Raw genomic sequence first — 24,151 nt, forward strand, 5'->3', positions numbered from 1 at the left:
GGCTCGGCCCCCGCGGCCGGGAGGCCACCGTGGTGTGCCGGGCGCGCAGCAGGTCAGCCGTACTCGACGGTGCGGGTCATCCGCGGTCGTCCGCCGGCGCCGCGCGGAGGGCTGCGGCGTGGTCGCGGAGGAAGTCGTCCAGGGAGCGGGCCGGTCGGCCCAGCAGGCGCGGGACGGTGTCGGCGACGGTCGCGGCCTCGCCTGCCGCGTACATGCCGTACAGCTCGACCAGGCCGTCGACCTGCCATGCGGGCATGCCTGCGGCGAGCATCCCGGCGCGGGCCTGGTCGGGGGTCAGGTCGCGGTAGGCGACGTCGTGTCCGAGTGCGGCGCCGATCCGGGCGGCGATCCGGGCGTGGGTGAGCGCCTCGGGCCCGGTCACCTCCAGGACGGTCTTGGCGTTGCCGTCGCCGGTGAGCACCGCGGCGGCGGTCTCGGCGACGTCGCGGGCGTCCACGTAGGAGACTGCGGTGTCGCCGGCGGGGAGGGCCAGGGTCCCGGACCGCAGGGATTCCGCCATGCCCAGGTAGTTCTGCCAGAAGCCGTTGGGGGCGAGTGCGGTCCAGTCGAGGCCGGTGGCGTTGAGCTGGTCGAGGCCGGCGGCGTGCGCGGCGAAGAACCGGACCGGGGTGACGTCGGGGCGTCCGAGGCCGACGGCCGCGTGGAGGACCACCCTGGGGCGGCCGGTCCGTACGGCGGCGTCGATGACGTTGCGCTGCTGCTGTTCGGCGTCCGGGTGGACGGGGGTCAGCAGGTAGACCGCGTCCACGCCGGTGAGGGCCGGGGTCAGCGACGCGGGGTCGCCCAGGTCGGCGGTGACCGGTTCCACGCCGGCGTCCCATTCGGCGGGCAGGTTCCGGGGGTTCCGCACCAGTGCGCGGACCGGTATGCCGCGGTGCCGGAGCGCGCTCACCAGCGGTCGGCCGACGGTGCCGGTCGCACCCGTCACGAGAATCATCAAGTCCCCTGAGGTGGTTGAGGTGTTCAGGCCGAGTGGTGGCCTGTTTTCGGCCAAGTATCGGATGCGGTCTGGGCGTGCGGCGAGGTTTTTGATCAACAAGCGCGTGTTGTTGTCGATCCACCAGCGCCACTTGTCGCCGAACTGCCGGTTCCCCGGGCCGGCGCCATAGGATCCGGTCGCATGGAACCCGAGTTGCGCCATCTGCGGGCGTTCGTCGCGGTGGCCGAGCACCGCAGCTTCACGCGCGCCGCCCAGGACCTCTACGTCGCACAGCAGGCCCTCAGCCAGCAGGTCAAGGCGTTGGAGGAGATCCTCGGCGTGCAGCTGCTGGCCCGGTCCTCGCGGCGGGTGGACCTCACCTTGGCGGGTAGTGCGTATCTGGCCGACTGCAAGCGGCTGTTGGCCGCCTCGACGCGCGCCACCCGGCACGTGCGGGCGGTGGCCGCCGGGGAGGCGGGCCGGCTGCGGCTGGCGTACTCGCTCAGCGCGGCGTACGAGACACTGCCCGAGCTGACGGACCGGCTGACCCGGCAGCATCCGGGGCTGAAGCTGGAGACCCGGGAGATCTTCGCCGGCGACGCCTGCCGCGCGCTGCGGGACGACCGCTGCGATATCGCGCTGGTCCCGGCCACGAGCCAGCCGAAGGGGCTGACCCGCCGCGCGGTCCGGCGGGAGCCGCTGCGGGTCGCGGTGTGCGACGGCCATCCGCTGGCCGGCGCCCGGACGGTTTCCCTCGGCCGGCTGCGCGGGGAGACCTTCCAGCTCTGGCCGCGCGACATGTCCCCCGGCTACTACGACGCGGTGCTCGACGCCTGCCAGGGTGCGGGCTTCGAGCCGGTCCTCGACGGCACCGCGTCCGGCACCAATGCCTGGGCCGGGATAGCCGCCGGCCGCGGCATCAACCTCGTGGTGGCGTCGCTGGCCCGTCAGCTCCCCCGCGACATCACCCTGGTGCCGCTCACACCGCCGGGCCCTTCGCTCACCATCGAGGCCGTCTGGCGCACCGATCACCGGCATCCGGCCACCACGCACCTACTGGACGTCTGCACCGACCTCTACGAGGCGGAGGACCGGCCCACCACCGGGTAATGCCCTCGGGTGCCGGATACGGCGCAGGGCCCGGCGACCGCAGTCGCCGGGCCCTGGCCCGTTGCCGTTTGCGGCGGGTGCGTCAGTTCACCGTGTCGTGGCTGAGCTCGATGTCGCACTCGGCCTGCCCGGAGGCGGTCAGCCGCAGCGGGGCGGCGGCCGGCGGATAGCCGCTGGCGATCAGCGTGTAGTCGCCGCTGTCGAGGTCGGTGAAGACGTACTCGCCGTCGTGGCCGCTGGTGGCGCTGCCCACGACGTTGCCCGCCGGGTCCAGCAGGGTCACCCGGGCGTCGTCGACCGCGCCGCCGTTGGCGGTGCGGACGGTGCCGCGGACCTGGGCGCCCAGCGTCAGCCGGATCTCGTACCAGTTGCGGGAGCCGGCGGCCACCTCCACCTGGAGAGCGGACGGACGGTGGCGCTCCGCGCTGACCGCCAGGGTGTAGCTGCCCGGGGTCAGTTCGTTGAAGCCGAAGCCGCCGTCCTGGCCGACGACGCCGGAGGCCACGACCTCACCGCGGACGTCGGTGGCCACGACCAGCGCACCGGGCACCGGGTCGTCGTTCTTCTCCTCGCGGACCTCGCCGGACAGTCCGGCCGCGCCGCTGAGCGTCAGGTCGAAGGAGACCGGTTCGGCCCCCACGACGACGGTCAGCGCCTGCGGCTTGCGGGCGCCCGCGGAGCCGATCAGCACGTAGGTGCCGGGGCCGGTGGTCGGCAGCGCGTAGCCGCCGTCGGCGTCGGTGGTGGTGCGGCCGAGCTGCCGTCCGCCGACGCTGATCAGGGTGACCGCGGCCTGCGCCACCGGGTGACCGCCGCTGTCGCGCACGGTGCCGCGGATCAGTGGGCCGGACGCGTCCGCCACGGGGTCCGGGACGCTCTCGGCGGCCACGGCGACGGGGGCGACCGCCTCCGGGGCCGGTGCGGTCTCCGCCGCCGGCGGGACCTCGCCGTTGGCCTCGGCCTCGGCCTGGGCCCGCGCCTGGAGTCCGGAGATCTGCCGCAGCGGCACCTCCTTGATGAACCACATCAGCACGAAGGCCAGCGCGACGACGATGGCGCCCATCAGGAAGACGGTGTGCATGGAGTCGGCGAAGCCGCGCTTGAACGGCTCGGCCAGTCGCGGGTCGAGGTGCTGGATGAACGAGGAGTCGCTCAGCACGCCCGATGAGCCGCCGCTGACGGGGTGCTTGAGCATGTCCAGCACCGGCTTGTTGGCCGGGTCGTGCAGCACCGCGGGGTCCTTCAGCGCGCTCTGGAAGCGCGCGGTGGACGCGGCGCTCTTGAACGCGTCGCCGATCTTGTCACCGACCGTACTGAACAGCACCGAGAGGAAGATCGCGGTACCGGCCGTGGCACCCATCTGCCGGAAGAACGTGGACGAGGCGGTGGCCACACCCATGTCCTGCGGCGGCACCGCGTTCTGCACGGCCAGCACCAGGGTCTGCATGCAGCCACCCAGGCCGAGGCCGAAGACCAGCATGTAGACCATGGTCTCCCACAGCGGGGTGTCCCACTGGACCCGGAAGTGGAAGAGCAGCATCGCGGCGACCATCAGCACGGTGCCGACGAGCGGGAAGACCTTGTAGCGGCCGGTCTTGGCGGTGACCTGACCGGAGACGATGGAGGCGATGAACATGCCCGCCATCAGCGGCAGCATCTCCAGGCCCGACTTGGTGGGGCTGGCGCCCTTCACGATCTGGAGGTACTGCGGGATCATCAGCATCCCGCCGAACATGCCCATACCGATCAGCACGGACAGCACGCTGGTCTTGCTGAAGGTGCCGTTGCGGAACAGCCGCATCGGGATCAGCGCGTCGTCGCCGATCCAGCGCTCCACGAAGACCCAGGCGATGATCCCGACGACGCCGATGACGTAGCAGGAGATCGACTTCGTCGAGGTCCAGCCCCACTCCCGGCCCTGCTCGGCGACGAGCAGCAGCGGGACGACACCGATGGTGATGGTGAGCGCGCCCCACCAGTCGATCCGACGGCTGCGGCGGGTGTGCGGGATGTTGAGGACCTTGGCGACGACGAACAGCGCGATGATGCCGATCGGCACGTTGACCAGGAAGACCCAGCGCCAGCCGGTGATGCCGAGCAGGCTGGCCTGGCCGGCCAGCGCGCCGCCGATCAGCGGACCGGCGACGCTGGAGGTGGCGAACGTACCGAGCATGTAGCCCTGGTACCGGGCGCGCTCCCGGGGCGGGACGATGTCACCGATGATCGCCAGTGCCAGCGACATCAGACCACCGGCGCCCAGGCCCTGGACGGCGCGGAACGCGGCGAGCTCGGTCATCGAGGTGGAGAAGGTGCAGAGCACCGAGCCCATCACGAAGATGGTGATCGCGGCCAGGTAGTAGGGCTTGCGGCCGTGGAGGTCGGACAGCTTGCCGTACAGCGGGGTGGCGATCGTGGAGGTGATCAGGTAGGCCGTGGTCGCCCAGGCCTGCTCGCTGAGTCCGTGCAGATCGTCGGCGATGGTCCGGATGGAGGTGCTGACGATCGTCTGGTCGAGGGCGGCAAGGAACATCCCCAGCATCAGACCGCTGAGGATGGTGAGGATCTGGCGGTGGGTGAGTACCCCCGCCCCCGGTATCGCCTTGGCTTGCGCCCCCGGCGGAGAGGTGGCTGTGCTCATGTACGTATCTCTCCCTGCTCCACGGTGGCACCCTGGTCTCCGCCGGGGCCCGGCCGTGCGTGTTGACGTTCTGCAAAGTCCTTGTTGAGCCGGCTCATCAGCCGGATCAGGTCGGCCCGGTCCTGCGGCGACCAGGGTTCGAGGATCCCGGCCAGCTCGGCGTCGCGCTGACGCCGGTAGTCCTCGAAGCGGGCCCGCCCCGCCTCGGTGGCGGTCAGCAGCGAACCGCGCCGGTCCTCCGGGTCCGGGCGGCGCGCGACCAGGCCGCGTTCGACCAGCGAGCGCACCTGCCGGCTGACGGTGGACAGGTCCAGGAAGGCGTCGGCGGCCAGGTCGGTCGCCCGCTGGTCCCCTCCGCACACCAGCCTGGCCAGCAGTACGCGGTCGGCGGCGCCGGCGTCGTGCTTGACGCGTTGTTTCCAAGCTGCGATCAGCCGGGTGAAGCGGACCATCTCTGTCCCCAGCCCCGCGGCTGCTTCGTCCAGGCTCGATGTAGCGGTGATCTCCGAGACCCCGGCCCCATCGCAGGCATGGACCGTGCCGTTGCTCATCGTCGTGATCCCTCGCACTGAATGCGTGCATGCGTGATTGCGTGATCCAGCCGGTCCACTGGATACATTGCTTGTATCCAGCAAGCATAGCGGCTGCGCGAGGGTGCCGCCGACCACGGGGCGATTCACCGCAGCACGGGGCAGCGCCGGAGCATCAGCCGTGCGCCCCCGGCACCACCACCGCTCCCCCGGGGCGAAAACCTGCCAAGGTGGTAGATATGCCGGAAATGCACCATCGACCCTCGATCAGAAGGGAGATCCCATGTCGTCGAAGCGTCGCCGCAAGAAGAAGTCACGCCGCAACCACGCGGCCAATCACGGCAAGCGCCCGCAGTGCTGAACCAGGCCGCGGCCGGGCCCATCCGACCGTGATCCACCGGACGGGACCGGGCCGGGGCAGGGCGCCCCGGATTGCCGCCGGGTCAGACAGGGGGCCCTGCCGCCGCCGAACGTAGGCGTGGCCCCGGCGGCCGGGCAGCGCGGCGGCGAGCACCGCGAGCGCCTACTCGTCCCGCTCGCCGCCGCCGTCGACGGTGTTCGCCCCGCCTTCGCGGACCATCAGGAAAGCGTCGCGCTCGGCCCCTTCGGTGGGCATCCGGCGGCGGATGGTCCGGACTCCCAGGGCGCGGGGGGGGCGTCGGGGTCAGTGCGCGATGCCGTCGATCAGCTCGCGGGCGCCCTGGCGCAGCAGCGCCACGGCCACGGAGGTGCCCAGCGTCTCGGGGGTCAGCGGGCCGGCCCACTCGTGCGCCTGCAGGACGGTCTTGCCTTCGGGCGTGAAGACGCTGGCCCGCAGGGAGAGCTCGCCGCTCCGGTCGGTGGTGGCGAACCCGGCGATCGGGCTGTTGCAGTGGCCCTGGAGGACGTGCAGCAGCATCCGTTCCGCCATGGTCTCCCGATGCGTCGCGGGGTCGCCGAGGCCACTGACGGCGTCGATGGTGACGGTGTCGTCCTCGCGGCACTGGAGGGCCAGGACGCCCGCGCCGATGGGCGGGCACATCACGTCCACCGAGAGGATCTCGGTGATCGCGTCGGTGCGGCCGATCCGCTCCAGCCCGGAGACGGCCAGCAGCAGGGCGTCGGCCTCGCCGGCGGCCAGCTTCTCCATGCGGCGGTTGGCGTTGCCGCGCATCGGCACGTACTCCAGGTGCGGGTGCGAGGCGGAGAGCTGGGCGATCCGGCGTACCGAGGAGGTGCCGATCCTGGTGCCGGCGGGCAGCTCGTCGAGGGTGAGCCCGGCGGGGTGGATCAGGGCGTCACGGACGTCGTCGCGCTTGAGGAAGGCGGCGAACGCCGTCCCGGCCGGCAGCGGGCGGTCGCCGGGGATGTCCTTGACGCAGTGCACCGCGAGGTCCGCCTCGCCGGCCAGGAGGGCGGCGTCGACCTCCTTGGTGAACGCCCCCTTCCCCTCCACCTGGGACAGCGCCCCCATCCACCGGTCGCCGGTCGTCTTGACGGGGACGACCTCGGTGGTGATGCCGGGGTGCAGTGCGGCCAGTTCGGCGCGGACACGCTCCACCTGGGCCAGGGCCATCGGGGAGTCACGGGACACGATGCGAATGAGTTCTGGGGCGGACATGGCGCCGATGATAGACCGTCAAATACGGACAGTTACCGACAGTCCGTCGGAGTTCGCGTGCGTCGCGTCACGTCGGCTCGGGCCGTGGACCGGCGGCCGGAGGACCGGTGATCGGAGCGCCTGGTGCGGCTCTCCCCCGGTCCGGCTCCCGCGGTAGCGTCCGGGCATGTCCCGATCAAGCGACCAGGCCGGAGCGGACCACCCGTCCCCTCCCGCCAGCACGCCACCCGTCACCGCCGGCCCCGTGACCGCCGACGACCTCGCTCGCGCCGTACGCCTCTCGGTGCGGCTCCTGCAGACCGCGCCCGCCTCGGCCTGGGAGGGCCGGGCGGCCGGTTCGCTGGAGTGGGACTGCTGGGAGACCGTCGAGCACCTGAGTGACGACCTGTTCGCCTATGCGGCCCAACTGGGGCCCAGCACACCGCCGTTGGACCGCGAGGTGCCGTTCTTCTGGCACCGCCGCCGCCCCGGCGGCCCGGCCAACGCGGTGCACGCCGACCGCGCCGCCGGGCCTGCCGGGCTCCTCCAGACCCTGGAGGCGTGCGGCGCCCTCCTGGTCGCCATGGTGCGGACCACGCCCCCGCAGGTGCGCGCCCATCACGTCTTCGGCGTCTCGGATCCGGAGGGCTTCGCGGCGATGGGGATCGTCGAGACGGTGGTCCACACCCACGATCTGGCCTCGGGACTGGGGCTCGACTGGGATCCGCCGGCCGAGGTGTGCGCGCGGGTCCTGACCCGGCTCTTCCCGGATGTCCCGACCGGGGCGGCTCCCTGGCCGACGCTGCTCTGGGCCACCGGGCGTACCGCGCTCCCCGGGCACCCGCGCCGCACGGAATGGCGCTGGGACGGCACCGTGCGCTCGTGACGGCCGAGGCGCGCGGGTGGTTCGGCCACCGGGATCGGTGCGGTCGGGGTCGGGCCCGGGCCGGCGAGGGGCCGGCCCGGGCTCCCGGCCCCCGCCGGCGCGCGGACCTGCGGCGCGGCGCGACGCGCCTAGGCGTGCTTCGACGAGACGAGGTGGGCGAAGGCCACCACGTTGGCCACGTAGTCCTTGGCCTTCCGGTCGTACGAGCCACCGCAGGTGATCAGGCGGAGCTGGGCGTCCGGGGTGTCGGCGTAGACCTTGTCGTTGGGGAAGGTCGCCTTGCTGAAGGTCTCCACGGAGTCGATCTTGAACTTGGCGACGATGCCGTCCTCGCGGGTGATCTCCACGGTGGCACCGGGCTTGAGGGTCTCCAGTTGCAGGAAGACCGCCGGGCCGGTCTTGGTGTCCACGTGGCCCGCGACGATCGCGGCGCCGCGCTCTCCCGGCGACGCGCCGTCCTGGTACCAGCCGACGAGGTTCTTGTCGGCGGCCGGGGGCGGGTTGAGCTGTCCGGTGGGGGCGAGGGTCAGTGACGTGAAGGGCGCGTCCACGGCGATCTCCGGGATCGTCAGCCGCTTCGGGGCGGAGCGGGGCAGCACCAGGTCGGCGGCGGGTGCGGGTGCGGGTGTGGCGGCTCCGCGCTTGGCGGGGGCGGCGACCGCGGGACGGGACTTCGGTTTGGCGTCCGCCGTGGTGTCCACGGAGTTGTAGACGAGGAAGGCACCCAGCAGAAATGCTCCCGCGGCCCAGATCAGGCCGCGGCCCACGGGGCGGACTGCGGGGGCTGCCTTGGGCGGATCGGGTTTCGGATTCGGCTGGGGCGACTGCTGGGCGGTCATGAGGGGCCTTTCGTGAGCGGGCGGGGCGCGGTGCGGAGGGGCCGCGCGGCGTCGTCAGCGGGCCCGCGGGTCCGCGCGGACCTGCGGAGCGGCGACGACTGTGCAATCGCCGCGGCCACCGTCCGGTGGGGACGGTGGCCGCGACTGCACATCGACCTCCGGAGGTGGCAGCCTTATCAGGCCGCAGTGCCCGACGTGTTGCGGCGACGCAGCATGTAGGCACCGGCGCCCAGACCACCGAGCATCAGGACGGAGCCGGCGGCCAGGCCACCGCCGGACATCGCCATGCCGCCGCCACCGGTGTGGACACCGCCGTGCGGGCGCCGTCCCCAGCCGCGGTCGCCGTAGCCACCGCGGCCGTTGTCCCGGTCGCCGTAGCCACCACGTCCGTTGTCCCGGTCGCCGTAGCCACCACGTCCGTTGTCCCGGCCGCCACCGCCACCACGCCCGTTGTCCCGGTCGCCGTAGCCACCACGTCCGTTGTCCCGGCCGCCACCGCCACCACGTCCGTTGTCCCGGTCGCCGTAGCCACCACGTCCGTGGTCCCGGTCGCCGTAGCCACCACGTCCGTGGTCGCGGTCGCCGTAGCCGCCGCGGCCGTTGTCCCGGCCGCCACCACCGTTGTCCCGGCCGCCACCACCGTTGTCCCGGCCGCCACCGCCACCGTGGCCGTGGTCGCGGTTGCCGCGGCCGTGGTCGTCGCCGTAGTTGCTGCTGGTGTCCCAGTCACCGGTCACGGCCGTGGCCAGCGCGCCACCACCGGTGTGCACGCCGCCGTGCGGCTTGCGGTGGCCCCAGCCCCAGCCGCGGCCGTTGTCGCGGTCGCCGTAGCCGCCGCGGCCGTTGTCCCGGTCGCCGTAGCCACCACGTCCGTTGTCCCGGTCGCCGTAGCCACCACGTCCGTTGTCCCGGTCGCCGCGGCCACCGCGGCCGTTGTCCCGGTCGCCACGGCCGCCGCGGCCGTTGTCCCGGTCGCCACGGCCGCCGCGGCCGTTGTCCCGGTCGCCACGGCCGTTGTCCCGGCCGCCGCGTCCGTGGTCGTCACCGCTGACCGAGGTCCCGGTGCCCGGGGCGGAGCCCTCGGCCAGACCCATGGCAGTCGCGGCGGGTGCAGTGATCGTGAGCGCCGCCATGACGGCGGCGGATGCGAACAGAGTGCGGGCAGTGCGCATGGAGTCATGTTCCTTTCGGCGCGACTGCGAAGGCTGACACTTCGTCGGCACATCGGATCGCAGTAGCGACGTGATCACCGTCAGTCGGAATCCGGCTCGGCACCACCGGAGAACGTCGCATTCGGGGGACAACGTCGGCTCTTCGGGTGGCTGAGGGCGACGTATTCACCCGTTGGACGGCGCGTGGCTCCGGCGTGTCGTCATCAAGGTGGGCTAGAGGGGGTCTAGAGGGGGCCGTCAGTGGCTCCCGGGACCCGTGACAGAGCACATTGCGGGGCCGCCCGGACGTCCGGTCCGGGTTCCCGCCGCGGTCCCGGTCGCGCGGCGGAGGTACCGGCGCGTCCCAGGCACCGCGGCGCCAGTCACCGGTGGGACCGGACCGGTCGCGGTCGCGGAGAAGGGGTGCTGACTGTGACGCAGACACGGACGCCGGCCCGGACACGGTCCACCGGGACTCCGTGCGCCCGGCAGCGGGTGCTCTGACGTCACGTCAATTGGCCGTGCACACCGTAGTGTCCGGGAGGTGAAAGGCGGACCGTCGGGCGGCGGGGCGGTGCGGTGGGGAACGGAGGGAGGAGGATGGTCATCGGAGGCCCGGACAGGACCGCGATCCTGCTCGACGTCGGCGGAGTCCTCTCGCCGGATCACCTGCCGGCGGCCGCGGCCGACTGGGGCGGGCGGCTCGGAATCCCCCAACACGCCTTCCTGGCAGCACTGTTCGCCGGGAACGACGACCGGGTGCTGATCGGCCGGACCGGCCAGGAAGCCTGGTGGCGCCTCGTCCGCCGGCGACTGGGGATCGACCACGGTCTGATGGCGGAGATCCGGCGGGATCTGGCTGCCAGGCAACGCTGGGACGCCGACCTGCTGGCCGGGGTACGGGCGCTGCGCGGCCGGGCCAGGACCGTCCTGGTGAGCAATGCCTGGCCGGAGCTGCGCCCCGCGCTCGCCGCCGCCGGAGTGCTGGACGCCGTCGACGGCACCGTGCTGTCCTGCGAGGTCGGCCTCGCCAAGCCCGACCCCCGGATCTACGCGCTCGCGCTGCGGCGGGCGGGTGCGGCGGACCCGGCACGTGCCCTGTTCGTCGACGACACCGCGGGCCATGTGGGCGCCGCGCGGGCACTGGGCATGGCCGGTCATCTGCACACGGACACCGGGGGCACACTCGCCCGGATCGGGGATTTCGTACGGAGGGCGGGCTGCGGCGGGTGAGGGGCGGCCGCGCGGGTCAGCCGGTGCCGGCCCGCAGCGCCTCCTGGACGATGGCCTCCAGGCGGGCGTGGTGGGCGCCGCGCCAGTAGACCCGTCCGCACGCGGTGCACTGCGCGAAGACGTCGTAGGTGCGCTGCGTGCCGTGTTGGAGCTGCTCCTGGACCGCGTCCTTGTCGGCGGCGGCCAAGCGGCCGTTGCACGCCGTGCAGCGGGTCCAGGGGGCGAGGGTGGGCGCGAACCTGCCGAGTACGTCGCGGAGTTGGTCGTCCGGCCGGTCGCTGTAGATGTACGCCCCGGCCCAGAGCTCCCGGCGCTGCAGCAGTCCCCGGTCCCGGGAGAGCAGCACCCGCCGGTCCTTGGCGGAGAGCGCGGCCAGCGCCGCGTCGCCCGGGTCCTCGTTGGTGTACGCCGCGTCGACGCCGAGCAGGCGCAGCCGGCGGGCCAGCGTGCCCAGGTGCACGTCGAGCAGGAACCGCAGCGGAGCGCCGGGGACGCGCTGCGGCCGCTCGACGGCGCGTACCTCGATGTGCTCGCCCTGCCGCGGGATGTGCGAGACGGCTGCCGGTGCGCCGTCCACTACCAGCCGCCCGACCTCGGTGAGCGGGACGCCCAGCGATTCGACGATGTGGCCGAGCGTCGAAGCGCCGTCGGTCACCAGCGGCGTGCGGCCTGCGCTCCGTTCCGCTCCGACGAAAAGGTGCAGCTCAGGGGCGAAACTGAGGGCGATCTCGGGTCCGTTCACGTCGCCCAGCATGGCACCGGACAGCCCGTGCCAGCCAGCGGATTCCGCGGCGCGGGCGACCGGGGGCGGTATCCGCCGGTGTCGTATCGGGCCCCTGCGGCGCTACATACGGACCGTAGCGGTCAGGCGGGCGGATTGTGCACCGCGGCACAGGACCGGTCCGGCCGCCGCCCCTAGCCTCACCTGCACATCAGCAACATCAGCGACACCAACGAGGGGCGGCACCGGTGAACTGGCTCATCCACGACTACCGCGAGAAGGACCTCGCCGAAGTGGTCCACCTGATCGACTCCACGGCCGAGCTCGGGCAGGAGTCCGTCTTCTCGCTCGCCGAGTGCATCAGCGCCCTGACCTCGCGGCAGCCCGCCGTGGTCGCCGTCCACCAGGGCACTCCCATCGGGGCGGCGCTCGCCTGCGTCGCGGGCGAGCGGGGCTGGGTGATGCGGATCGCGATCTCCTCGGCCTGGCGCGGCCGGGGACTGGCCAGTGCGCTGCTGGTCGAGTTGGAGCGGCGCCTGATCGCCGCCAGGGTGAGCCGGATCGCGTACGTGCTCCCCGAGGAGGACCTGCTCGGGGAGGGGCTGCTCAACGCGGGCTACACCCGGCAGCCCGCGGTCGCGTACTTCGAGAAGGTCGAACCGCACCACGGGCCCGCGGCCGGCCTCCTGGACGACCTGGGCGGGCGGTTCCTGCCCACCGACCTGTGGGCCAGAGTCGCCGGTATGGAGGCGGAGAAGGACCTGATCGAACGGCGGGTGGTGCTGCCGCTGGCGGAGCCGGAGCGGGCCGCCCGGCACGGGGTGCGGCCGCCGCGGGCGATCGCCCTGTTCGGGCCGCCGGGGACCGGGAAGACCACGTTCGCCCGCGGGATCGCCGCCCGGCTGGGCTGGCCGTTCGTCGAGCTGTTGCCGTCCCGGTTGGCGGACGAGGGCAATCTGGCGGCGGCACTGCGCAGCGCGTTCGCCAGGATCGCCGAGTTGGAGCGGGTGCTGGTGTTCATCGACGAGGTGGAGGAGATCGCGCCGGTGCGCGGCGAACCGGCGCAGCCGGGTGGTCTGCACGGGGTGACCAATGAGCTGCTCAAGCTGATCCCCGGCTTCCGGGAGCAGGACGAGCGGCTGCTGGTCTGTGCGACCAACTCCATCCGCTCGCTCGACCCGGCGTTCCTGCGCCCGGGGCGCTTCGACTACCTGATTCCCATCGGGACGCCCGACCGGGCCGCCCGGGCGGCGATCTGGTCCCGGTACACCGACGGGCGGCCCGACGTCGACGTTCCGGCACTGGTCGCGGCCAGTGAGCTGTTCACCCCGGCGGACATCGAGCACGCCGCCCGGGTGGCCGCCCAGGCGTCGTTCGAGCGGGATCTGGAGGCGATCAGCGGCGGGACGGGTGCCCCGGGCCGGCTCGGCCCGAGCACCGAGGACTACCTCGCCGCGATCGGGCAGTGCCGGCCGACCGTCACGCCCGCGATGATCGACGAGTTCAGCGCCGACATCACCGCCCACGCCCGCTGCTGAGGACCCCGGGATCGCGGCGGCCGCCGCCGGGCGCCGCGATCCCTCATTGTGCGCCCTCTCGACGACGCCGTCGCACTGCGCCTGGAGGAGGTCCGTCCGCGCCGTCTCCTCCGTTGGAACGACGATGCCGCGCCGCCGGCTGCCTACGGTGAGGAGTGCAGCCGGACCGCAGGGCGGTGCGGCACTGCGCCAAGTGTTGTGGAACGCCGACACAGTTGCGAGTCGAGAGAGGCGGGACGGCATGCCGGAGAATCCGCAGGCCCCGCAGTCCGGGCAGACCCCTCGGGCCTCCGAGGTCACACAGGACCCAGCGGGGTCACCGGGGTCGCAGGGGTCGCAGGGCTCCGAAATATCCGCATCGCGGCATGCTCCGCCGGCCGAACCCCCGCACGCTCCGGAGGCCGATGCGGCCATCGACCTGGCCGCCTACGGCGAGGACTTCATCGCCGACCCGTACCCGTACTACGCCAAGCTGCGGGCCCAGGGCCCCGTCCACCGCGTGCGCACCCCGTACGGCCAGGAGGCGTGGTTGGTCGTCGGCCATGAGGCGGTCCGGGCCGCGCTCGCCGATCCGCGCCTGGGGAAGGACTGGAGCAGCGCCAACCTGCAACGCGTCGCCGGCGACGAGACGCCGCTGTTCACCAACATGCTGGACGCGGATCCGCCGCACCACACCCGGCTGCGGAAGCTGGTGGCCAAGGAGTTCACCAGTCGCCGCGTCGAGGCGCTCCGCCCCCGTGTGCAGCGCATCACCGACGAACTCCTCGACGCCATGCTGGCCGCGCCGGACGGTCGGGCCGACCTCATCGAGGCGCTGGCCTTCCCGCTGCCGATGACGGTCATCTGCGAACTGCTGGGCGTGCCGTCCATGGACCGCGACGCCTTCCGTGCCTGGTCCCACGAGCTCGTCTCACCGACCAGCCCGGAAGCGGCGCAGCAGGCCGTCCAGGAGATGTCCGCCTACCTCACCACCCTCGTCGAGGCGCTCCGCCGCGAACCCGGCGACGGGTTGCTCAGCGACCTGGTCCGCACCAGCGACGAGGACGGCGATCGGCTCTCCCACGAGGAGGTGATCGGCACGGCCTTCCTCCTGCTGGTCGCCGGCCACGAGACCACGGTCAACCTGATCTCCAACGGTGTCCGGGCCCTGCTGGAGCATCCCGCCCAACTGGCCGCCGTGCGGGCCGACGACGGCCTGGTGGACAACACCGTGGAGGAGATGCTGCGGTACGACGGCCCGGTGGAGACCGCCACCTGGCGTTGCGCGGCCGAGCCGGTGGAGCTCGGCGGCACCGTGATCCCCACCGGCTCCGCCGTGCTGATCTCACTGGCCTCGGCCTCCCGCGATCCCGAACGGTTCGCCGGCGCCGACGACTTCGACATCACGCGCGATCCGCGCGGTCATGCCGCCTTCGGCCACGGCATCCACTTCTGTCTCGGCGCACCGCTGGCCCGTCTGGAGGGCCGGATCGCCCTCCGCTCCCTACTGGACCGCTGCCCGGGCCTCGCCCTGGACAGCGCCGCGGACGCCCCGGCCTGGCGCCCCGGTCTCCTCATGCGCGCCATGGACCGGCTGCCGATCCACTGGGGCGGGTAGCGGGGCTGATGCCTGTCCGGCGGCTCAGGGTCGGACCGGACCTCGACGCACTGTCTGCGGGGAGGGCCGGGACGCGGCCGGCCCGCCCGCCCTGGTCGCGGGGCGGGCCGCGGCCGGGCGGCCGTCCGCGGTCCGCTGCCCGTCGGGCCGCCGCGGGGCCCTGCACCGACCGTCCGGTGCGGGGCCGCCCACCACCTTGTGCGACAGTGTCCCGATGCAGACCATCGGGTTGATCGGCGGCATGAGCTGGGAGTCCACGGCGGAGTACTACCGCCTGCTGAACGAGCTGACACGGGAGCGGCTGGGCGGGCTGCACTCGGCCAAGTGCGTCCTCTACTCAGTGGACTTCGCGGAGATCGAACGGCTCCAGGTCCAAGGGCGCTGGGACGAGGCCGGCGCGGTCCTGGCCGAGGCCGCCGGGGCCCTGGAGGCGGCGGGCGCGGAGCTGCTGCTGATCTGCACCAACACCATGCACAAGGTCGCCGACCAGGTGTCGTCCGCGGTCGGCGTCCCGCTCCTGCACCTGGCCGACACCACAGCGGAGGCCGTACGCGGCAAGGGACTTCGCCGCGTCGGGCTGCTCGGTACCGCGTTCACGATGGAGCAGGACTTCTACCGCGGCCGCCTCGTGGACCACGGCCTCGACGTGGTGGTCCCGAACGCCGCGGGCCGCGAGACCGTGCACCGGGTGATCTATGAGGAGCTGTGCGTGGGCGTCGTCAAGGAGGAGTCCCGCGCCGCCTACATCGCCGTCATCGACGAGTTGATCGCCGCCGGTGCGGAGGGCATCGTGCTCGGCTGCACCGAGATCGAACTGCTCGTTCGCCCACAGGACAGCCCGGTCCCCGTCTTTCCCACGACCCGACTGCACGCCGAGGCCGCGGTCGCCCGCGCACTGGCCGCGCCCTGAGCGCCCCGTACCCTGCCGCCCGCGGCACCGCGCGCCCCCTGTGGGCGCGTGCGTCGCCGCGCCTCCGTCGCAGTCCGGTCGCGTTGTGACGGCGGGTACGCTGACGTGGTGTCTCACACCGAGTTGGAACGCCTGGCCAGGATCCGGATACAAGTCACCGGAGAAAGCCTCGAACGCGCCCTGGCCGTGCTGCGCGGAGACACCACCGACCCCCGTACCGGCCTCGACCTCGACGCCGAAGCCGAAGCCTCCTCCACTTCCGCCGCCGATCCCGACCGGGAAGCGGAACCCCCGCATCAGCCCCCGCCCCCTCGACGCCGGCACCTGCGCAGCCTGTGACAACTCCGGGTCAGCGCAACGGCGTTACCGCCTGGCGAAGCGATGCCCCCGCCCCCGCCTCCCGCAGCGGCCCGCCCGGCTTCCCCCACCCGCTTCCGCTCCCCCGTGCACCGCACCTCGCCTGCCGCCCTACGGGGGCAACCGCCTGCTAAGCCTTGATCCACCGAGCTGGTTTGAGAGTGATCTTCTGATCGGTTTCTGCGTCGGCTTCGGGCCGGTGGCTGGGTGTGGGCAGGTGGTATCTGCTGGTCTGCCCAGCTTTTCCACGTTGTGGTTCCGGTCTGGCCGTTGCGGGCCGGGATGGGCAGGGGGTGTTCGTATCAGCCGCCCGGGCCGTGGGCGGTGTCGAAGAGGTGCGTCCAGGCGTGTTGCCAGGGCCAGTTGTGCGGCAGGTGCAGGGTGATACGCCGTGCGGAGCGGGCGATGCGGGCCGGGATGTGGACCAGGTGGGCGCGGAGGGTGGCGGTGGTGGCCTTGGCGTGGAAGGCGGAGGCCAGCGCACCGGCCGCGCGGAGCAGGTTGTAGGTCGTCGCCCACAGGGTCAGCCAGGCCGCGTTACCGTGGAAGTGCCCGGAGGGAAGGTGGGCCAGGGCGGAGGCTTTGCTGTCCGCGATGACCTGCTCGACGACTGCGTGGTGACGGTGTTCCCGCTCTGCCTGGAGCGTTGTGGCGGGGGTGTCGGTGAAGAACGGGTGGTAACGCCAGACGGGGAACAGTTCGCCCTGCTCACCCACGACCGCAGGCTTGGCGAGGTCGCGGACCCGGCGCACGATCAGGCGGGCGGTGACCTGCTCGCTCTTCTTGCGGCCTGTGAACGCGGGGTAGGCGGGTATCTCGGCGACTTCGGCGTCCGAGATGAGCTTTCCGGTCTCGGGGTCGGGCACGGCGGTCGGGTAGCTGATGTGCTGCCATGCCTGGTGGGGGATGGCGTGGACGGCCCGTTTGATGGAGGGGTTCATGCCGGTGGTGGCCGAGAAATACGCTCCGGCCCGGCGGCAGGCGGCGATCACACCGGCGTTGTAGAACTGCGAGTCCGCCCGCAGGATGCGAGTGCCAGTGCAGCCCGCCTCCCGGGCGGTGGCCAGGGCCTCGCTGACGAATTTCGGGGCGCCGCGGGAGTCGGCCGCCTTGCCGCGGCGCATCCGGACTGCGGCGATCACCGGCCGGGACTGTGGGGTGCAGAGGGTGGCGAGCAGGGGGTGCAGGGTGCGGACGCCTTTGAACCGACCGTACTCCGCCCCCTGTTTGGCCCGGCCGTAGACCCGTTTGTGGGTGGAGTCGACGTCGATGAACACCGTCTCACCCGAGCCGGGCAGCAGCGGGGCGCACGTGGCCAGTTCAGCTAGGAACCTGCGGTGCACAGCATGGAGTTGAAGAGCACGACCGTGGGTGAACGCGCGCAGGAACGTGCCCAGCGTGGAGGGGGCACGGCCTCCTGTGAACACAGCAGGCATCGCACCATGACGCAGGATGTCCAGGTCGTCGATGCTGTCCGCACCGGCGGCCATGCCGCCCACGATGCTGGTGACGTTGGCGTCCGCCGCCGCTCCCGCGCCGTTCCTGGCCCCGGTCAGCTTCACCTCCTGGGCCACGAGGCGCGGAAGCCCGCACTGCTCGGCCAGCCGCATCACCGGCACCAGCCCGGCATGGGCGATCAGATTCGGCTCGTCGAATACGGCACGGACCGCAGGAGCGGCGTGGGAAGATCGCATCTCGCGGATGTTCTCCCGAACTGTGGAAGTGGAACCCTAGACAGTCCCATCATCCCAGGTAAGGAGGCATCCGCGTCCTCATGTCCCGGCTTTGGGTGGGCAGTTGACCGATGGATCAAGTCTGAGCAACGTCTCTCTTGGCTGGCTCCACCACGGCGGGTTCAGCTCTGGAGGAAGTCCAGGAGGTCCTGGTTGAACTTCTCCTTCTCGCCGGGGACGGAGGCGATGCCGTGGGAGGCGCCTTCGTAGACCTTGAGGACGGCGTTCGGGATGAGCTGTGCGGCCTTGCGGGCGGTGGCGTCGATCGGCACGATCTGGTCGTCGTCGCCGTGGACGATGAGGGTGGGGATGTCGAACTTCTTGAGGTCCTCGGTGAAGTCCGTCTCGGCGAAGGCACTCACGCAGTCCACGCCGGCCTTGATGCTCTGGTGCATGGCCATGAGCCAGTACGCGTCCAGATTGCCCTGCGTGACCTGATTGCCTTGGCGGTTGGCACCGAAGAACGCCGGTGCGAAGTCCTTCCAGAACTGCGAACGTTCCGCGAGGATGCCGCTCTTGATGGTCTCGAACACTTCGGCCGGTACGCCTTCAGGGTTGCGCTCCGTTTTGATCATCAGGGGCGGGATCGCCGAGAGCAGGAGTGCCTTGCTGATCCGGTCGGTGCCGTGGCGTCCGATGTAGCGGGCCAACTCGCCGCCGCCCATGGAGTGGCCGACCAGGGCGACGTCTCGCAGGTCGAGCCCTGTGATCAGGTCGTTCAGGTCGTCGGCGAAGGTGTCGAAGTCGTACCCGCCCCAGGGCTGAGCGGACCGTCCGTGGCCCCGGCGGTCGTGGGCGATACCGCGGAAGCCGTGGTCGGCGACCAGCTTCACCTGGTCCTCCCAGGCGTCCGCGTTCAGCGGCCAGCCATGGATGAAGACGACCGGGCGTCCGCTGCCCCAGTCCTTGTAATGGATCTCAACGCCGTCACGCGTGGTCACAGTGGGCATGCCGCTCCTCCTGGTCGGGCGCACCGGCTGGCCGGCTGCCTCCGTCTGTGTGTCGTATGGGGCCCAGATGCCGGCGGATGGCGCAGGACGGGGCGACACCGGAACGTGCGCGAAGCCTCCGGCACTCCCCAGGGTCATCCTGTGAGCCACCCCCCAGAGGTCCGCAACACGGACACCCGAGCCTGCGTTTCGCGTACCGGCTCGGGTGTCCGTGTTGGGCATGACGTGGGCTTCTGGAGTAGGGCGACCCGGGCCGGGAGGGGTACCCGGCGCGGGTGCCGGTCTGCGGCTCAGCCCTGCGGCAGCGGCAGCGGGACGAGCGGAATGATCGACGCCAGCTCGATGACGCCGGCCTTGACCGCGGGGAGGTCGTCCAGGATCTCCTTGGCGGCGTCGGTGGTCTCGGCGTTCACGAGCAGGACGGCACCGCGCCGATCGGTGCGGTGGTAGCCGCGATCGATGACGCCGGCGTCGACAAGTTCCTTGACGTGGGCCAGCTCGGCTCCGACGACCTTGGCGATGTCGTCCTCGGTGGTGTGCGGGGTGGTGGCGAAGACGGCGAGTACGGAGGTCTTGGGGGGCTGGGACATGGTGGAGAGCTTCCTTCGGGTATGTGGCAGGGAAGGTGCCGGTTGTTCAGTTGGTGGGCGTGTTCAGTTGGTCGCCGAGAGGATGATCCTGGTCCTCTTGGAGCAGGCAGGTTCAGATGGCGGTGCGGCCGCCGTCGACGGGGAGGGTCGCGCCGGTGACGTAGCTGGCCTTGGGTGAGGCGAGGAAGGCGACGACCTCGGCGATCTCGGCGGGCTCGGCGCTGCGCTTCATCACGGTGGTCTGGGCGAGCGCGTCGAGCCGCTCGGGGGTCGCGATCGGGGTGTGGACCGGGCCGGGGGCAACGGTGTTGAAGCGGACCCCTTGCCCGCCGTACTCGGCGGTCCAGGCCCGCGTCAGTGACTCCAGCGCGGCCTTGGTCGCGCCGTACGCGGCGCTGGCGGCCAGGCCGATGCTGGCGGCGATGCTGCCGATATTGACCACGCTGCCCGATCCCTTGGCCGCCATCGCCGGGGCGAAAGCCGCCACGAGGAAGAACGGCGCGCGGACGTTGCTGGCGAACATCGCGTCGTAGTCGGAGACCTTCATCTCCTCGGTCGGTGTCGGGCGGGCTTGCCCGGCGTTGTTGACCAGGATGTCGATCTCGCCGACCTCGGCGGCAAGCCGGTCGATGTCGGCGGGGTCCTCAAGGTCCGCCGCGACGAATCGAGCCTGGCCGCCGGCGGCGGTGATCTCGTTGACCGTCTCGGCGCCGCGCTGGGCGTTGCGGCCGGTCACGACGACGGATATTCCGTCGGCGGCGAGCCGCTCGGCGATCGCCCGGCCGATGCCGGACGTGGCCCCGGTGACCAGGGCGGTAGGGGGCGTCGGGTCGGGGTTCGCGCGCTCCGCAGACATGGGGTGCACCTTTCCGAGTCGTTATCCAGACCGGTCTGTCTGGTGAGGTCTGCAATCTAGACAGACCTGTCTGGATGTGTCAACGCAACGCTCAGTCGATGGAAGGCAGACAGACCTGTCTGCTACTGTTTGGGTATGTCCAAGAAGGCGCCCTCACCGCAGGAACGCAGCGCGGCAGCGCGGGAACGGCTGCTGGCCGCCGCCGACGAGCTGTTCTACGCCGAGGGTGTGCAGACGGTCGGGATCGACCGGGTCATCGAGCACGCCGGAGTCGCGAAGGCAACGCTGTACAGCGCATTCGGCAGCAAGGACGGCTTGGTCCGGGCCTATCTCCAGGCGAAGCAAGCCGCGACCGCCGAGCGCATGGCGCGCGAGCTCGAAGCGCGTTACGACACCCCGAGGGAACGCCTGGTCGGCGCGTTCGAGGTGCGAGGTCTGTGGTTCACCGAGCCGGGGTTCCGTGGCTGCCCGTTCGTCAACGCGAGTGCCGGCGGCCCACCCGGCGGTGTCATCGAAGAGGCCGCGCTGGCCTACCGCACCTGGCTGCATGGGATGTTCTTGGACCTCGCCGAGCAGGCAGGCGCCAAAGATGCCAAGTCACTCGTCCAGCAACTGGTGGTGCTCCACGACGGCGCCGGGATCAGCGCCTGGATGGACTGCGACCCCAGCGCCGCCACGACAGCCGCCCGCACCATGGCCGCCGTTGTGGTTGACGCCGCGATCCCAGACTGAACCAGCCCACGTAGACCACGATCGCCTCCCTCGATCCAGGCGACGAGCGTCGCAAATGAGCTGTGACCGGCTCGCCGCCGGTCGGTGAACTCTCGGTCGTTGTGGGACAGGAGGTGATCGCCTGCCCAGCCAGTTGCGGCAACCTGGCCCACTCTGCCAGGCGCACCATCGGCACCAGCCCCGCATCCGCATCAAGTTCGGTTCGTCGAACACTACGGAGACCGCCGAAGCAGCACGAGAAGACTGCATCTCGCAGATGCTCTCTCGAACTGTGGATGCGGAACCGTCACGAGTTCCATCGTCCCAGCTCAGAGAGCATTCGTGTCTTCATGTCCAGGCCCTGAGCCGGCCACCGACCAGTGGATCGAGGCTAAGCCACCGCCGGGCGCGATCGCACCAGCCTCCGCGCCATGCCGGCGCCCGCCAGGACCGCGGCGCAGTGCAGCACCCCGGCGACCGCAAGGTTCTCCGGCACCAGCGCGTCCGCCGGTGCGGCCGGCGCCGCGAACACCGTCAGCAGCAGCTTCCAGGCGCTCCACGTGAACAGCGACCCCGAACCGAGCCAACCGAGCGCCAAGGGGATCCGGCGGGGCAGCCGCGCCGGACGGGCCCGCTCCAGCGTCCGGACGGCGGCGGACCCGACCAGCGCCCAGAACGCTCCCAGGCTCGTCAGCAGGTATCCGTCGGTGTTCCACCGGGCGGGATGGTCGATCCCCCAGCTGCCGCCGAGGGCCCAGTACAGCCAGACCGCCCCGACCACCGCGCCCACGGCGGCCGGCCACACCACGCCGGTGCGGACGGCAGCGTCCCCGACCCGTCCGGCGAACAGCTCCGGTCGGCGACGCCGGGCGTAGGCGGGCAGCGCGACCGCCAGCCCCACCCCCGTGCCCACGAAGCTGCACTGGATCAGCACGGCCTCCCAGCCAGGCATCGCCGGCCCACCGCCGCCGCCCGGCCCGCGCCGGGCGACCGCAGCACTGCGCTCAGTACGGAGTACGGCAGCACCGACACCAGGAATCCCGCGCCCGTCCAGGCACAGAACGCCAGCGGCCGACCCGGGATGCGCATCCCCCCACGGCCGCACCAGGGCGAGCGCCAGGACGATCCCGAGGGCCGCCATGCCGATCGTCACCAGGTTGAGCAGAACCCATCCGAGGCGGGAACCATCCGCTTCCGCCACTCGACGGAGCCCGCATGCGACCGGCGCCCGTGCGATATGCCTACCGCTGGGCCGTGGGGCGCCCAGGGGGTGCGGAGGAGGGGCGCGGTGGATCAGCGCGTCATGGCACCAGCCGCCTCGCCAGGAGCGGGGTCCGGGGTGCCTGGTGCCCTCCGCTGGCCACCATGCGGACCTCTCCCCGGTCGCTGATCTCTGCGCGCACGATCCCCGATTCGTCCTCGTAGATCGGATACCCGCCCGCTCCCGCCTGGTCGGTACGCCGGACGATCACCACGTCGTCCTCCACCGCGGGGGCCTGAAATACCAGCTCATAGCGTTCCGGGTAATCCATCGGGGCCTCCCGATACTGCTCTGCGGGTTCTGCCGCCCAAGGCGCCGCCCCCGCGGCCGCTGCACGGGCCGCACGCCCCGGTCCTTCCATCCTCGCCCACGCCGCAGCGCCACGCCTCAGCACGTCATCACAACGCCTCACCACGTGTCATTGAATTCTTGACGGATTACGGCGGTGACGGCGCACGTCACACCACGCTCCTCCCCCCATCACAGAAATTCGGGATCAAGGTAGGCCCGTGGGTTGATGTCTCGTGCGATGACCGAAGCGAAAATCGAAGCGATGAAACACCGATGAGCGACCTCCACCGACCTCCACCGACCTCCACCTGCGATCTGCACCTGTCCTCTGTCATTTGCCTTGCAGGCCCGAACTCCCGGAGCGACCATGCCCATTGACCATCCCTCACGCCGTCGGCCGCGACTGGCCGTCACCGCCGCTACCGCCGCGTTATCCCTCCTCGCCCTCCCCACGACCGCCACCGCCTCCGCCCTCGCCTCCCCCGCTCCGTCACCGGCCACAGTCGCCGGCGCACCGGCCGCAACCTCGACGGGCCCCACCCACCACACCGGGCTCGACCGCCAGGCCCTGACGAAGTCCCTCCAGGCATTCCACGACGCGGGCATGTACGGCGCCTACTCGGCCGTGCGGGACGGCTCCGACGCCTGGCAAGGCGCCGCCGGGGTCGCCGACACCGACACCGGGCGCCCCACGACGCCGCAGATGGAGCACCGCATCGGCAGCATCACCAAGACCTTCACCGCGGTCGCCGTGCTCCAGGAAGTCGGCAAGGGCCGCATCGGCCTCGACACGCCGATCGGCCACTATCTGCCCGATCTCGTAACGGGCGAGCGCGGCCGCGCCATCACCGTCCGGATGCTGCTCAATCACACCAGCGGCATCGGTGAATACTCCGGAGCGATCTTCAACACCGCGGACAGCTTCGAGGAAAATCGCCACCACCAGTTCGCCCCGGAGGAACTGGCCCGTCTCGGAATCGCGGCACCCCCACTCGGCAAACCAGGCCAAGGCTGCCACTACTCCAACACCAATTACGTCCTGGCCGGCCTCCTCCTGCGCAAGGTCACCGGCCAGTCCCCCGAGTCCTACATCACCGCACACGTCATTCGTAAAGCCGGCCTGCGGCACACCTACTTCCCGCAGTCGCCCACCATCTCCGGCCCGCACGCGAAGATGTACGAAGCCGCGTACGGAGGCTTCAACCCGCCGCGCGACTTCAGCGTCTACAACATGTCCTGGGCCGCCACGGCCGGCTCCCTCGTATCGACGATGTCCGACCTCAACCGCTTCTACCGCGCCCTGCTGGGCGGCGAGTTGCTCGCCCCGGCGGAGCTGCGCCAGATGAAGACGACCGTGCCGATCGAGGGCTCGTTCATGCGCTACGGCCTCGGTCTGCTGCAGACCACCTCCGCCTGCGGCGACTTCTGGGGCCACAACGGCCTGGTACTCGGCGCGATGACCTGGTCCCTCTCCAGCGCGGACGGCCGCCGCCAGCTGTCCCTCGGCTTCAACCTCACCCGCTACCAGAAGCTCGATGCCAACAACCAACCCATCACGGGCCCGATCGACAACGCCATGAACGCCTTCATCGAACAGGCCGCCTGCGGCACCGCAGCCAAATCCGGCACCGGCACCGGCTCCGGACGCGCCCTTACCGCGACCCCGCCCGGCCACCTGGCCTTCGCCCCGCGACACCAGGCCCGATAGGTCTGCACCCGACCCGCGAGCG

22 protein-coding genes are annotated in these 24,151 nt (G+C 71.6%); 9 read left to right on the forward strand and 13 right to left on the reverse strand.

Annotation, left to right across the window (positions count from 1 at the left end; translation table 11 throughout):
- Nucleotides 1-76 precede the first annotated feature (76 nt).
- Nucleotides 77-958: an SDR family oxidoreductase gene (locus CG747_RS34790; protein WP_180985824.1), complete on the reverse strand. Its 882-nt coding sequence runs from the start codon at nucleotides 956-958 to the stop codon at nucleotides 77-79.
- Between the two features lie 183 nt (nucleotides 959-1,141).
- On the opposite strand from CG747_RS34790, the gene CG747_RS34795 reads away from it, so the two are divergent.
- A complete protein-coding gene (locus tag CG747_RS34795) occupies nucleotides 1,142-2,050 on the forward strand; it encodes a LysR family transcriptional regulator (protein ID WP_100605873.1) in 909 nt (302 codons plus the stop codon).
- An 82-nt stretch (nucleotides 2,051-2,132) separates the two neighbouring features.
- On the opposite strand, the gene CG747_RS34800 is transcribed toward CG747_RS34795, so the two are convergent.
- From CG747_RS34800 to hemC, 3 genes are all read right to left on the reverse strand, one after another.
- Complete coding sequence (locus CG747_RS34800; protein WP_100605874.1) at nucleotides 2,133-4,688, reverse strand: MFS transporter; 2,556 nt, start codon at nucleotides 4,686-4,688, stop codon at nucleotides 2,133-2,135.
- Entirely contained in the window at nucleotides 4,685-5,239 is a 555-nt protein-coding gene (locus tag CG747_RS34805; protein WP_100605875.1) for a MarR family winged helix-turn-helix transcriptional regulator, read from the reverse strand. Before CG747_RS34805 ends, CG747_RS34800 begins: the two co-directional genes overlap by 4 nt.
- 643 nt (nucleotides 5,240-5,882) lie before the next feature.
- Complete coding sequence (gene hemC / locus CG747_RS34815; protein ID WP_100605877.1) at nucleotides 5,883-6,818, reverse strand: hydroxymethylbilane synthase; 936 nt, start codon at nucleotides 6,816-6,818, stop codon at nucleotides 5,883-5,885.
- 166 nt (nucleotides 6,819-6,984) lie between these two features.
- Between hemC and CG747_RS34820 the strand changes: the two genes are divergently transcribed.
- Nucleotides 6,985-7,683, forward strand: coding sequence for a hypothetical protein (locus CG747_RS34820; RefSeq protein ID WP_257980942.1), 699 nt, complete (start codon nucleotides 6,985-6,987; stop codon nucleotides 7,681-7,683).
- A gap of 128 nt (nucleotides 7,684-7,811) precedes the next feature.
- Here CG747_RS34820 and CG747_RS34825 read toward each other — a convergent pair whose 3' ends face one another.
- Together CG747_RS34825 and CG747_RS34830 are read right to left on the reverse strand one after the other, a co-directional pair.
- The gene (locus tag CG747_RS34825; RefSeq protein ID WP_100605878.1) at nucleotides 7,812-8,522 is read right to left on the reverse strand and encodes a class F sortase; all 711 of its coding nucleotides are present in this window, start codon (nucleotides 8,520-8,522) and stop codon (nucleotides 7,812-7,814) included.
- Nucleotides 8,523-8,698: 176 nt separating this feature from the next.
- Entirely contained in the window at nucleotides 8,699-9,694 is a 996-nt protein-coding gene (locus CG747_RS34830) for a cell wall anchor protein (protein WP_100605879.1), read from the reverse strand.
- 579 nt (nucleotides 9,695-10,273) lie between these two features.
- Between CG747_RS34830 and CG747_RS34835 the strand changes: the two genes are divergently transcribed.
- A complete protein-coding gene (locus CG747_RS34835) occupies nucleotides 10,274-10,906 on the forward strand; it encodes an HAD-IA family hydrolase (protein ID WP_100605880.1) in 633 nt (210 codons plus the stop codon).
- Nucleotides 10,907-10,922: 16 nt separating this feature from the next.
- Here the strand turns inward: CG747_RS34835 and CG747_RS34840 are convergent, their stop codons facing one another.
- On the reverse strand, nucleotides 10,923-11,648 hold the full coding sequence (locus tag CG747_RS34840; RefSeq protein WP_100605946.1) for a Mut7-C RNAse domain-containing protein: 726 nt from the start codon (nucleotides 11,646-11,648) through the stop codon (nucleotides 10,923-10,925).
- 227 nt (nucleotides 11,649-11,875) lie between these two features.
- Here CG747_RS34840 and CG747_RS34845 point away from each other — a divergent pair, with 227 nt between their 5' ends.
- The 4 genes from CG747_RS34845 (at nucleotide 11,876) to CG747_RS34860 (ending at nucleotide 16,011) form a co-directional block, all read left to right on the forward strand.
- Complete coding sequence (locus tag CG747_RS34845; RefSeq protein WP_100605881.1) at nucleotides 11,876-13,165, forward strand: ATP-binding protein; 1,290 nt, start codon at nucleotides 11,876-11,878, stop codon at nucleotides 13,163-13,165.
- Nucleotides 13,166-13,406: 241 nt separating this feature from the next.
- The gene (locus CG747_RS34850; protein WP_100605882.1) at nucleotides 13,407-14,762 is read left to right on the forward strand and encodes a cytochrome P450; all 1,356 of its coding nucleotides are present in this window, start codon (nucleotides 13,407-13,409) and stop codon (nucleotides 14,760-14,762) included.
- A gap of 214 nt (nucleotides 14,763-14,976) precedes the next feature.
- Nucleotides 14,977-15,672 carry an aspartate/glutamate racemase family protein gene (locus CG747_RS34855; protein WP_100605883.1) on the forward strand — a complete coding sequence of 232 codons (696 nt, stop codon included), beginning with the start codon at nucleotides 14,977-14,979 and terminating at the stop codon, nucleotides 15,670-15,672.
- Between the two features lie 108 nt (nucleotides 15,673-15,780).
- On the forward strand, nucleotides 15,781-16,011 hold the full coding sequence (locus tag CG747_RS34860) for a hypothetical protein (protein ID WP_146022201.1): 231 nt from the start codon (nucleotides 15,781-15,783) through the stop codon (nucleotides 16,009-16,011).
- A gap of 320 nt (nucleotides 16,012-16,331) precedes the next feature.
- Here the strand turns inward: CG747_RS34860 and CG747_RS34865 are convergent, their stop codons facing one another.
- From CG747_RS34865 to CG747_RS34880, 4 genes are all read right to left on the reverse strand, one after another.
- On the reverse strand, nucleotides 16,332-17,723 hold the full coding sequence (locus CG747_RS34865) for an IS1380 family transposase (protein WP_100605885.1): 1,392 nt from the start codon (nucleotides 17,721-17,723) through the stop codon (nucleotides 16,332-16,334).
- 161 nt (nucleotides 17,724-17,884) lie between these two features.
- The gene (locus CG747_RS34870; protein ID WP_100605886.1) at nucleotides 17,885-18,712 is read right to left on the reverse strand and encodes an alpha/beta fold hydrolase; all 828 of its coding nucleotides are present in this window, start codon (nucleotides 18,710-18,712) and stop codon (nucleotides 17,885-17,887) included.
- A 290-nt stretch (nucleotides 18,713-19,002) separates the two neighbouring features.
- Nucleotides 19,003-19,302, reverse strand: a complete 300-nt coding sequence (locus tag CG747_RS34875) for a YciI family protein (RefSeq protein WP_100605887.1) — start codon at nucleotides 19,300-19,302, stop codon at nucleotides 19,003-19,005.
- A 112-nt stretch (nucleotides 19,303-19,414) separates the two neighbouring features.
- Nucleotides 19,415-20,158, reverse strand: a complete 744-nt coding sequence (locus CG747_RS34880) for an SDR family NAD(P)-dependent oxidoreductase (protein ID WP_100605888.1) — start codon at nucleotides 20,156-20,158, stop codon at nucleotides 19,415-19,417.
- Nucleotides 20,159-20,293: 135 nt separating this feature from the next.
- On the opposite strand from CG747_RS34880, the gene CG747_RS34885 reads away from it, so the two are divergent.
- Nucleotides 20,294-20,890, forward strand: coding sequence for a TetR/AcrR family transcriptional regulator (locus CG747_RS34885; RefSeq protein ID WP_100605889.1), 597 nt, complete (start codon nucleotides 20,294-20,296; stop codon nucleotides 20,888-20,890).
- Between the two features lie 370 nt (nucleotides 20,891-21,260).
- Here CG747_RS34885 and CG747_RS34890 read toward each other — a convergent pair whose 3' ends face one another.
- Both CG747_RS34890 and CG747_RS34895 read right to left on the reverse strand, forming a co-directional pair.
- A complete protein-coding gene (locus CG747_RS34890; RefSeq protein ID WP_100605890.1) occupies nucleotides 21,261-21,821 on the reverse strand; it encodes a hypothetical protein in 561 nt (186 codons plus the stop codon).
- Between the two features lie 349 nt (nucleotides 21,822-22,170).
- A complete protein-coding gene (locus CG747_RS34895; protein ID WP_100605891.1) occupies nucleotides 22,171-22,401 on the reverse strand; it encodes a DUF6296 family protein in 231 nt (76 codons plus the stop codon).
- A gap of 387 nt (nucleotides 22,402-22,788) precedes the next feature.
- Between CG747_RS34895 and CG747_RS34900 the strand changes: the two genes are divergently transcribed.
- Complete coding sequence (locus CG747_RS34900) at nucleotides 22,789-24,129, forward strand: serine hydrolase (protein WP_100605892.1); 1,341 nt, start codon at nucleotides 22,789-22,791, stop codon at nucleotides 24,127-24,129.
- Nucleotides 24,130-24,151 lie beyond the last annotated feature (22 nt).

Source organism: Streptomyces sp. CB02959, from assembly GCF_002803155.1.
Classification (GTDB): Bacteria; Actinomycetota; Actinomycetes; order Streptomycetales; family Streptomycetaceae; genus Streptomyces.

Bases quoted from the DNA above. Each gene is read 5' to 3' on its own strand.
- CG747_RS34790 (WP_180985824.1), bottom strand. From the start codon at position 958: ATGATTCTCGTGACGGGTGCGACCGGCACCGTCGGCCGACCGCTGGTG.
- CG747_RS34795 (WP_100605873.1), top strand. From the start codon at position 1,142: ATGGAACCCGAGTTGCGCCATCTGCGGGCGTTCGTCGCGGTGGCCGAG.
- CG747_RS34800 (WP_100605874.1), bottom strand. From the start codon at position 4,688: ATGAGCACAGCCACCTCTCCGCCGGGGGCGCAAGCCAAGGCGATACCG.
- CG747_RS34805 (WP_100605875.1), bottom strand. From the start codon at position 5,239: ATGAGCAACGGCACGGTCCATGCCTGCGATGGGGCCGGGGTCTCGGAG.
- hemC (WP_100605877.1), bottom strand. From the start codon at position 6,818: ATGTCCGCCCCAGAACTCATTCGCATCGTGTCCCGTGACTCCCCGATG.
- CG747_RS34820 (WP_257980942.1), top strand. From the start codon at position 6,985: ATGTCCCGATCAAGCGACCAGGCCGGAGCGGACCACCCGTCCCCTCCC.
- CG747_RS34825 (WP_100605878.1), bottom strand. From the start codon at position 8,522: ATGACCGCCCAGCAGTCGCCCCAGCCGAATCCGAAACCCGATCCGCCC.
- CG747_RS34830 (WP_100605879.1), bottom strand. From the start codon at position 9,694: ATGCGCACTGCCCGCACTCTGTTCGCATCCGCCGCCGTCATGGCGGCG.
- CG747_RS34835 (WP_100605880.1), top strand. From the start codon at position 10,274: ATGGTCATCGGAGGCCCGGACAGGACCGCGATCCTGCTCGACGTCGGC.
- CG747_RS34850 (WP_100605882.1), top strand. From the start codon at position 13,407: ATGCCGGAGAATCCGCAGGCCCCGCAGTCCGGGCAGACCCCTCGGGCC.
- CG747_RS34855 (WP_100605883.1), top strand. From the start codon at position 14,977: ATGCAGACCATCGGGTTGATCGGCGGCATGAGCTGGGAGTCCACGGCG.
- CG747_RS34865 (WP_100605885.1), bottom strand. From the start codon at position 17,723: ATGCGATCTTCCCACGCCGCTCCTGCGGTCCGTGCCGTATTCGACGAG.
- CG747_RS34870 (WP_100605886.1), bottom strand. From the start codon at position 18,712: ATGCCCACTGTGACCACGCGTGACGGCGTTGAGATCCATTACAAGGAC.
- CG747_RS34875 (WP_100605887.1), bottom strand. From the start codon at position 19,302: ATGTCCCAGCCCCCCAAGACCTCCGTACTCGCCGTCTTCGCCACCACC.
- CG747_RS34880 (WP_100605888.1), bottom strand. From the start codon at position 20,158: ATGTCTGCGGAGCGCGCGAACCCCGACCCGACGCCCCCTACCGCCCTG.
- CG747_RS34885 (WP_100605889.1), top strand. From the start codon at position 20,294: ATGTCCAAGAAGGCGCCCTCACCGCAGGAACGCAGCGCGGCAGCGCGG.
- CG747_RS34890 (WP_100605890.1), bottom strand. From the start codon at position 21,821: ATGCCTGGCTGGGAGGCCGTGCTGATCCAGTGCAGCTTCGTGGGCACG.
- CG747_RS34895 (WP_100605891.1), bottom strand. From the start codon at position 22,401: ATGGATTACCCGGAACGCTATGAGCTGGTATTTCAGGCCCCCGCGGTG.
- CG747_RS34900 (WP_100605892.1), top strand. From the start codon at position 22,789: ATGCCCATTGACCATCCCTCACGCCGTCGGCCGCGACTGGCCGTCACC.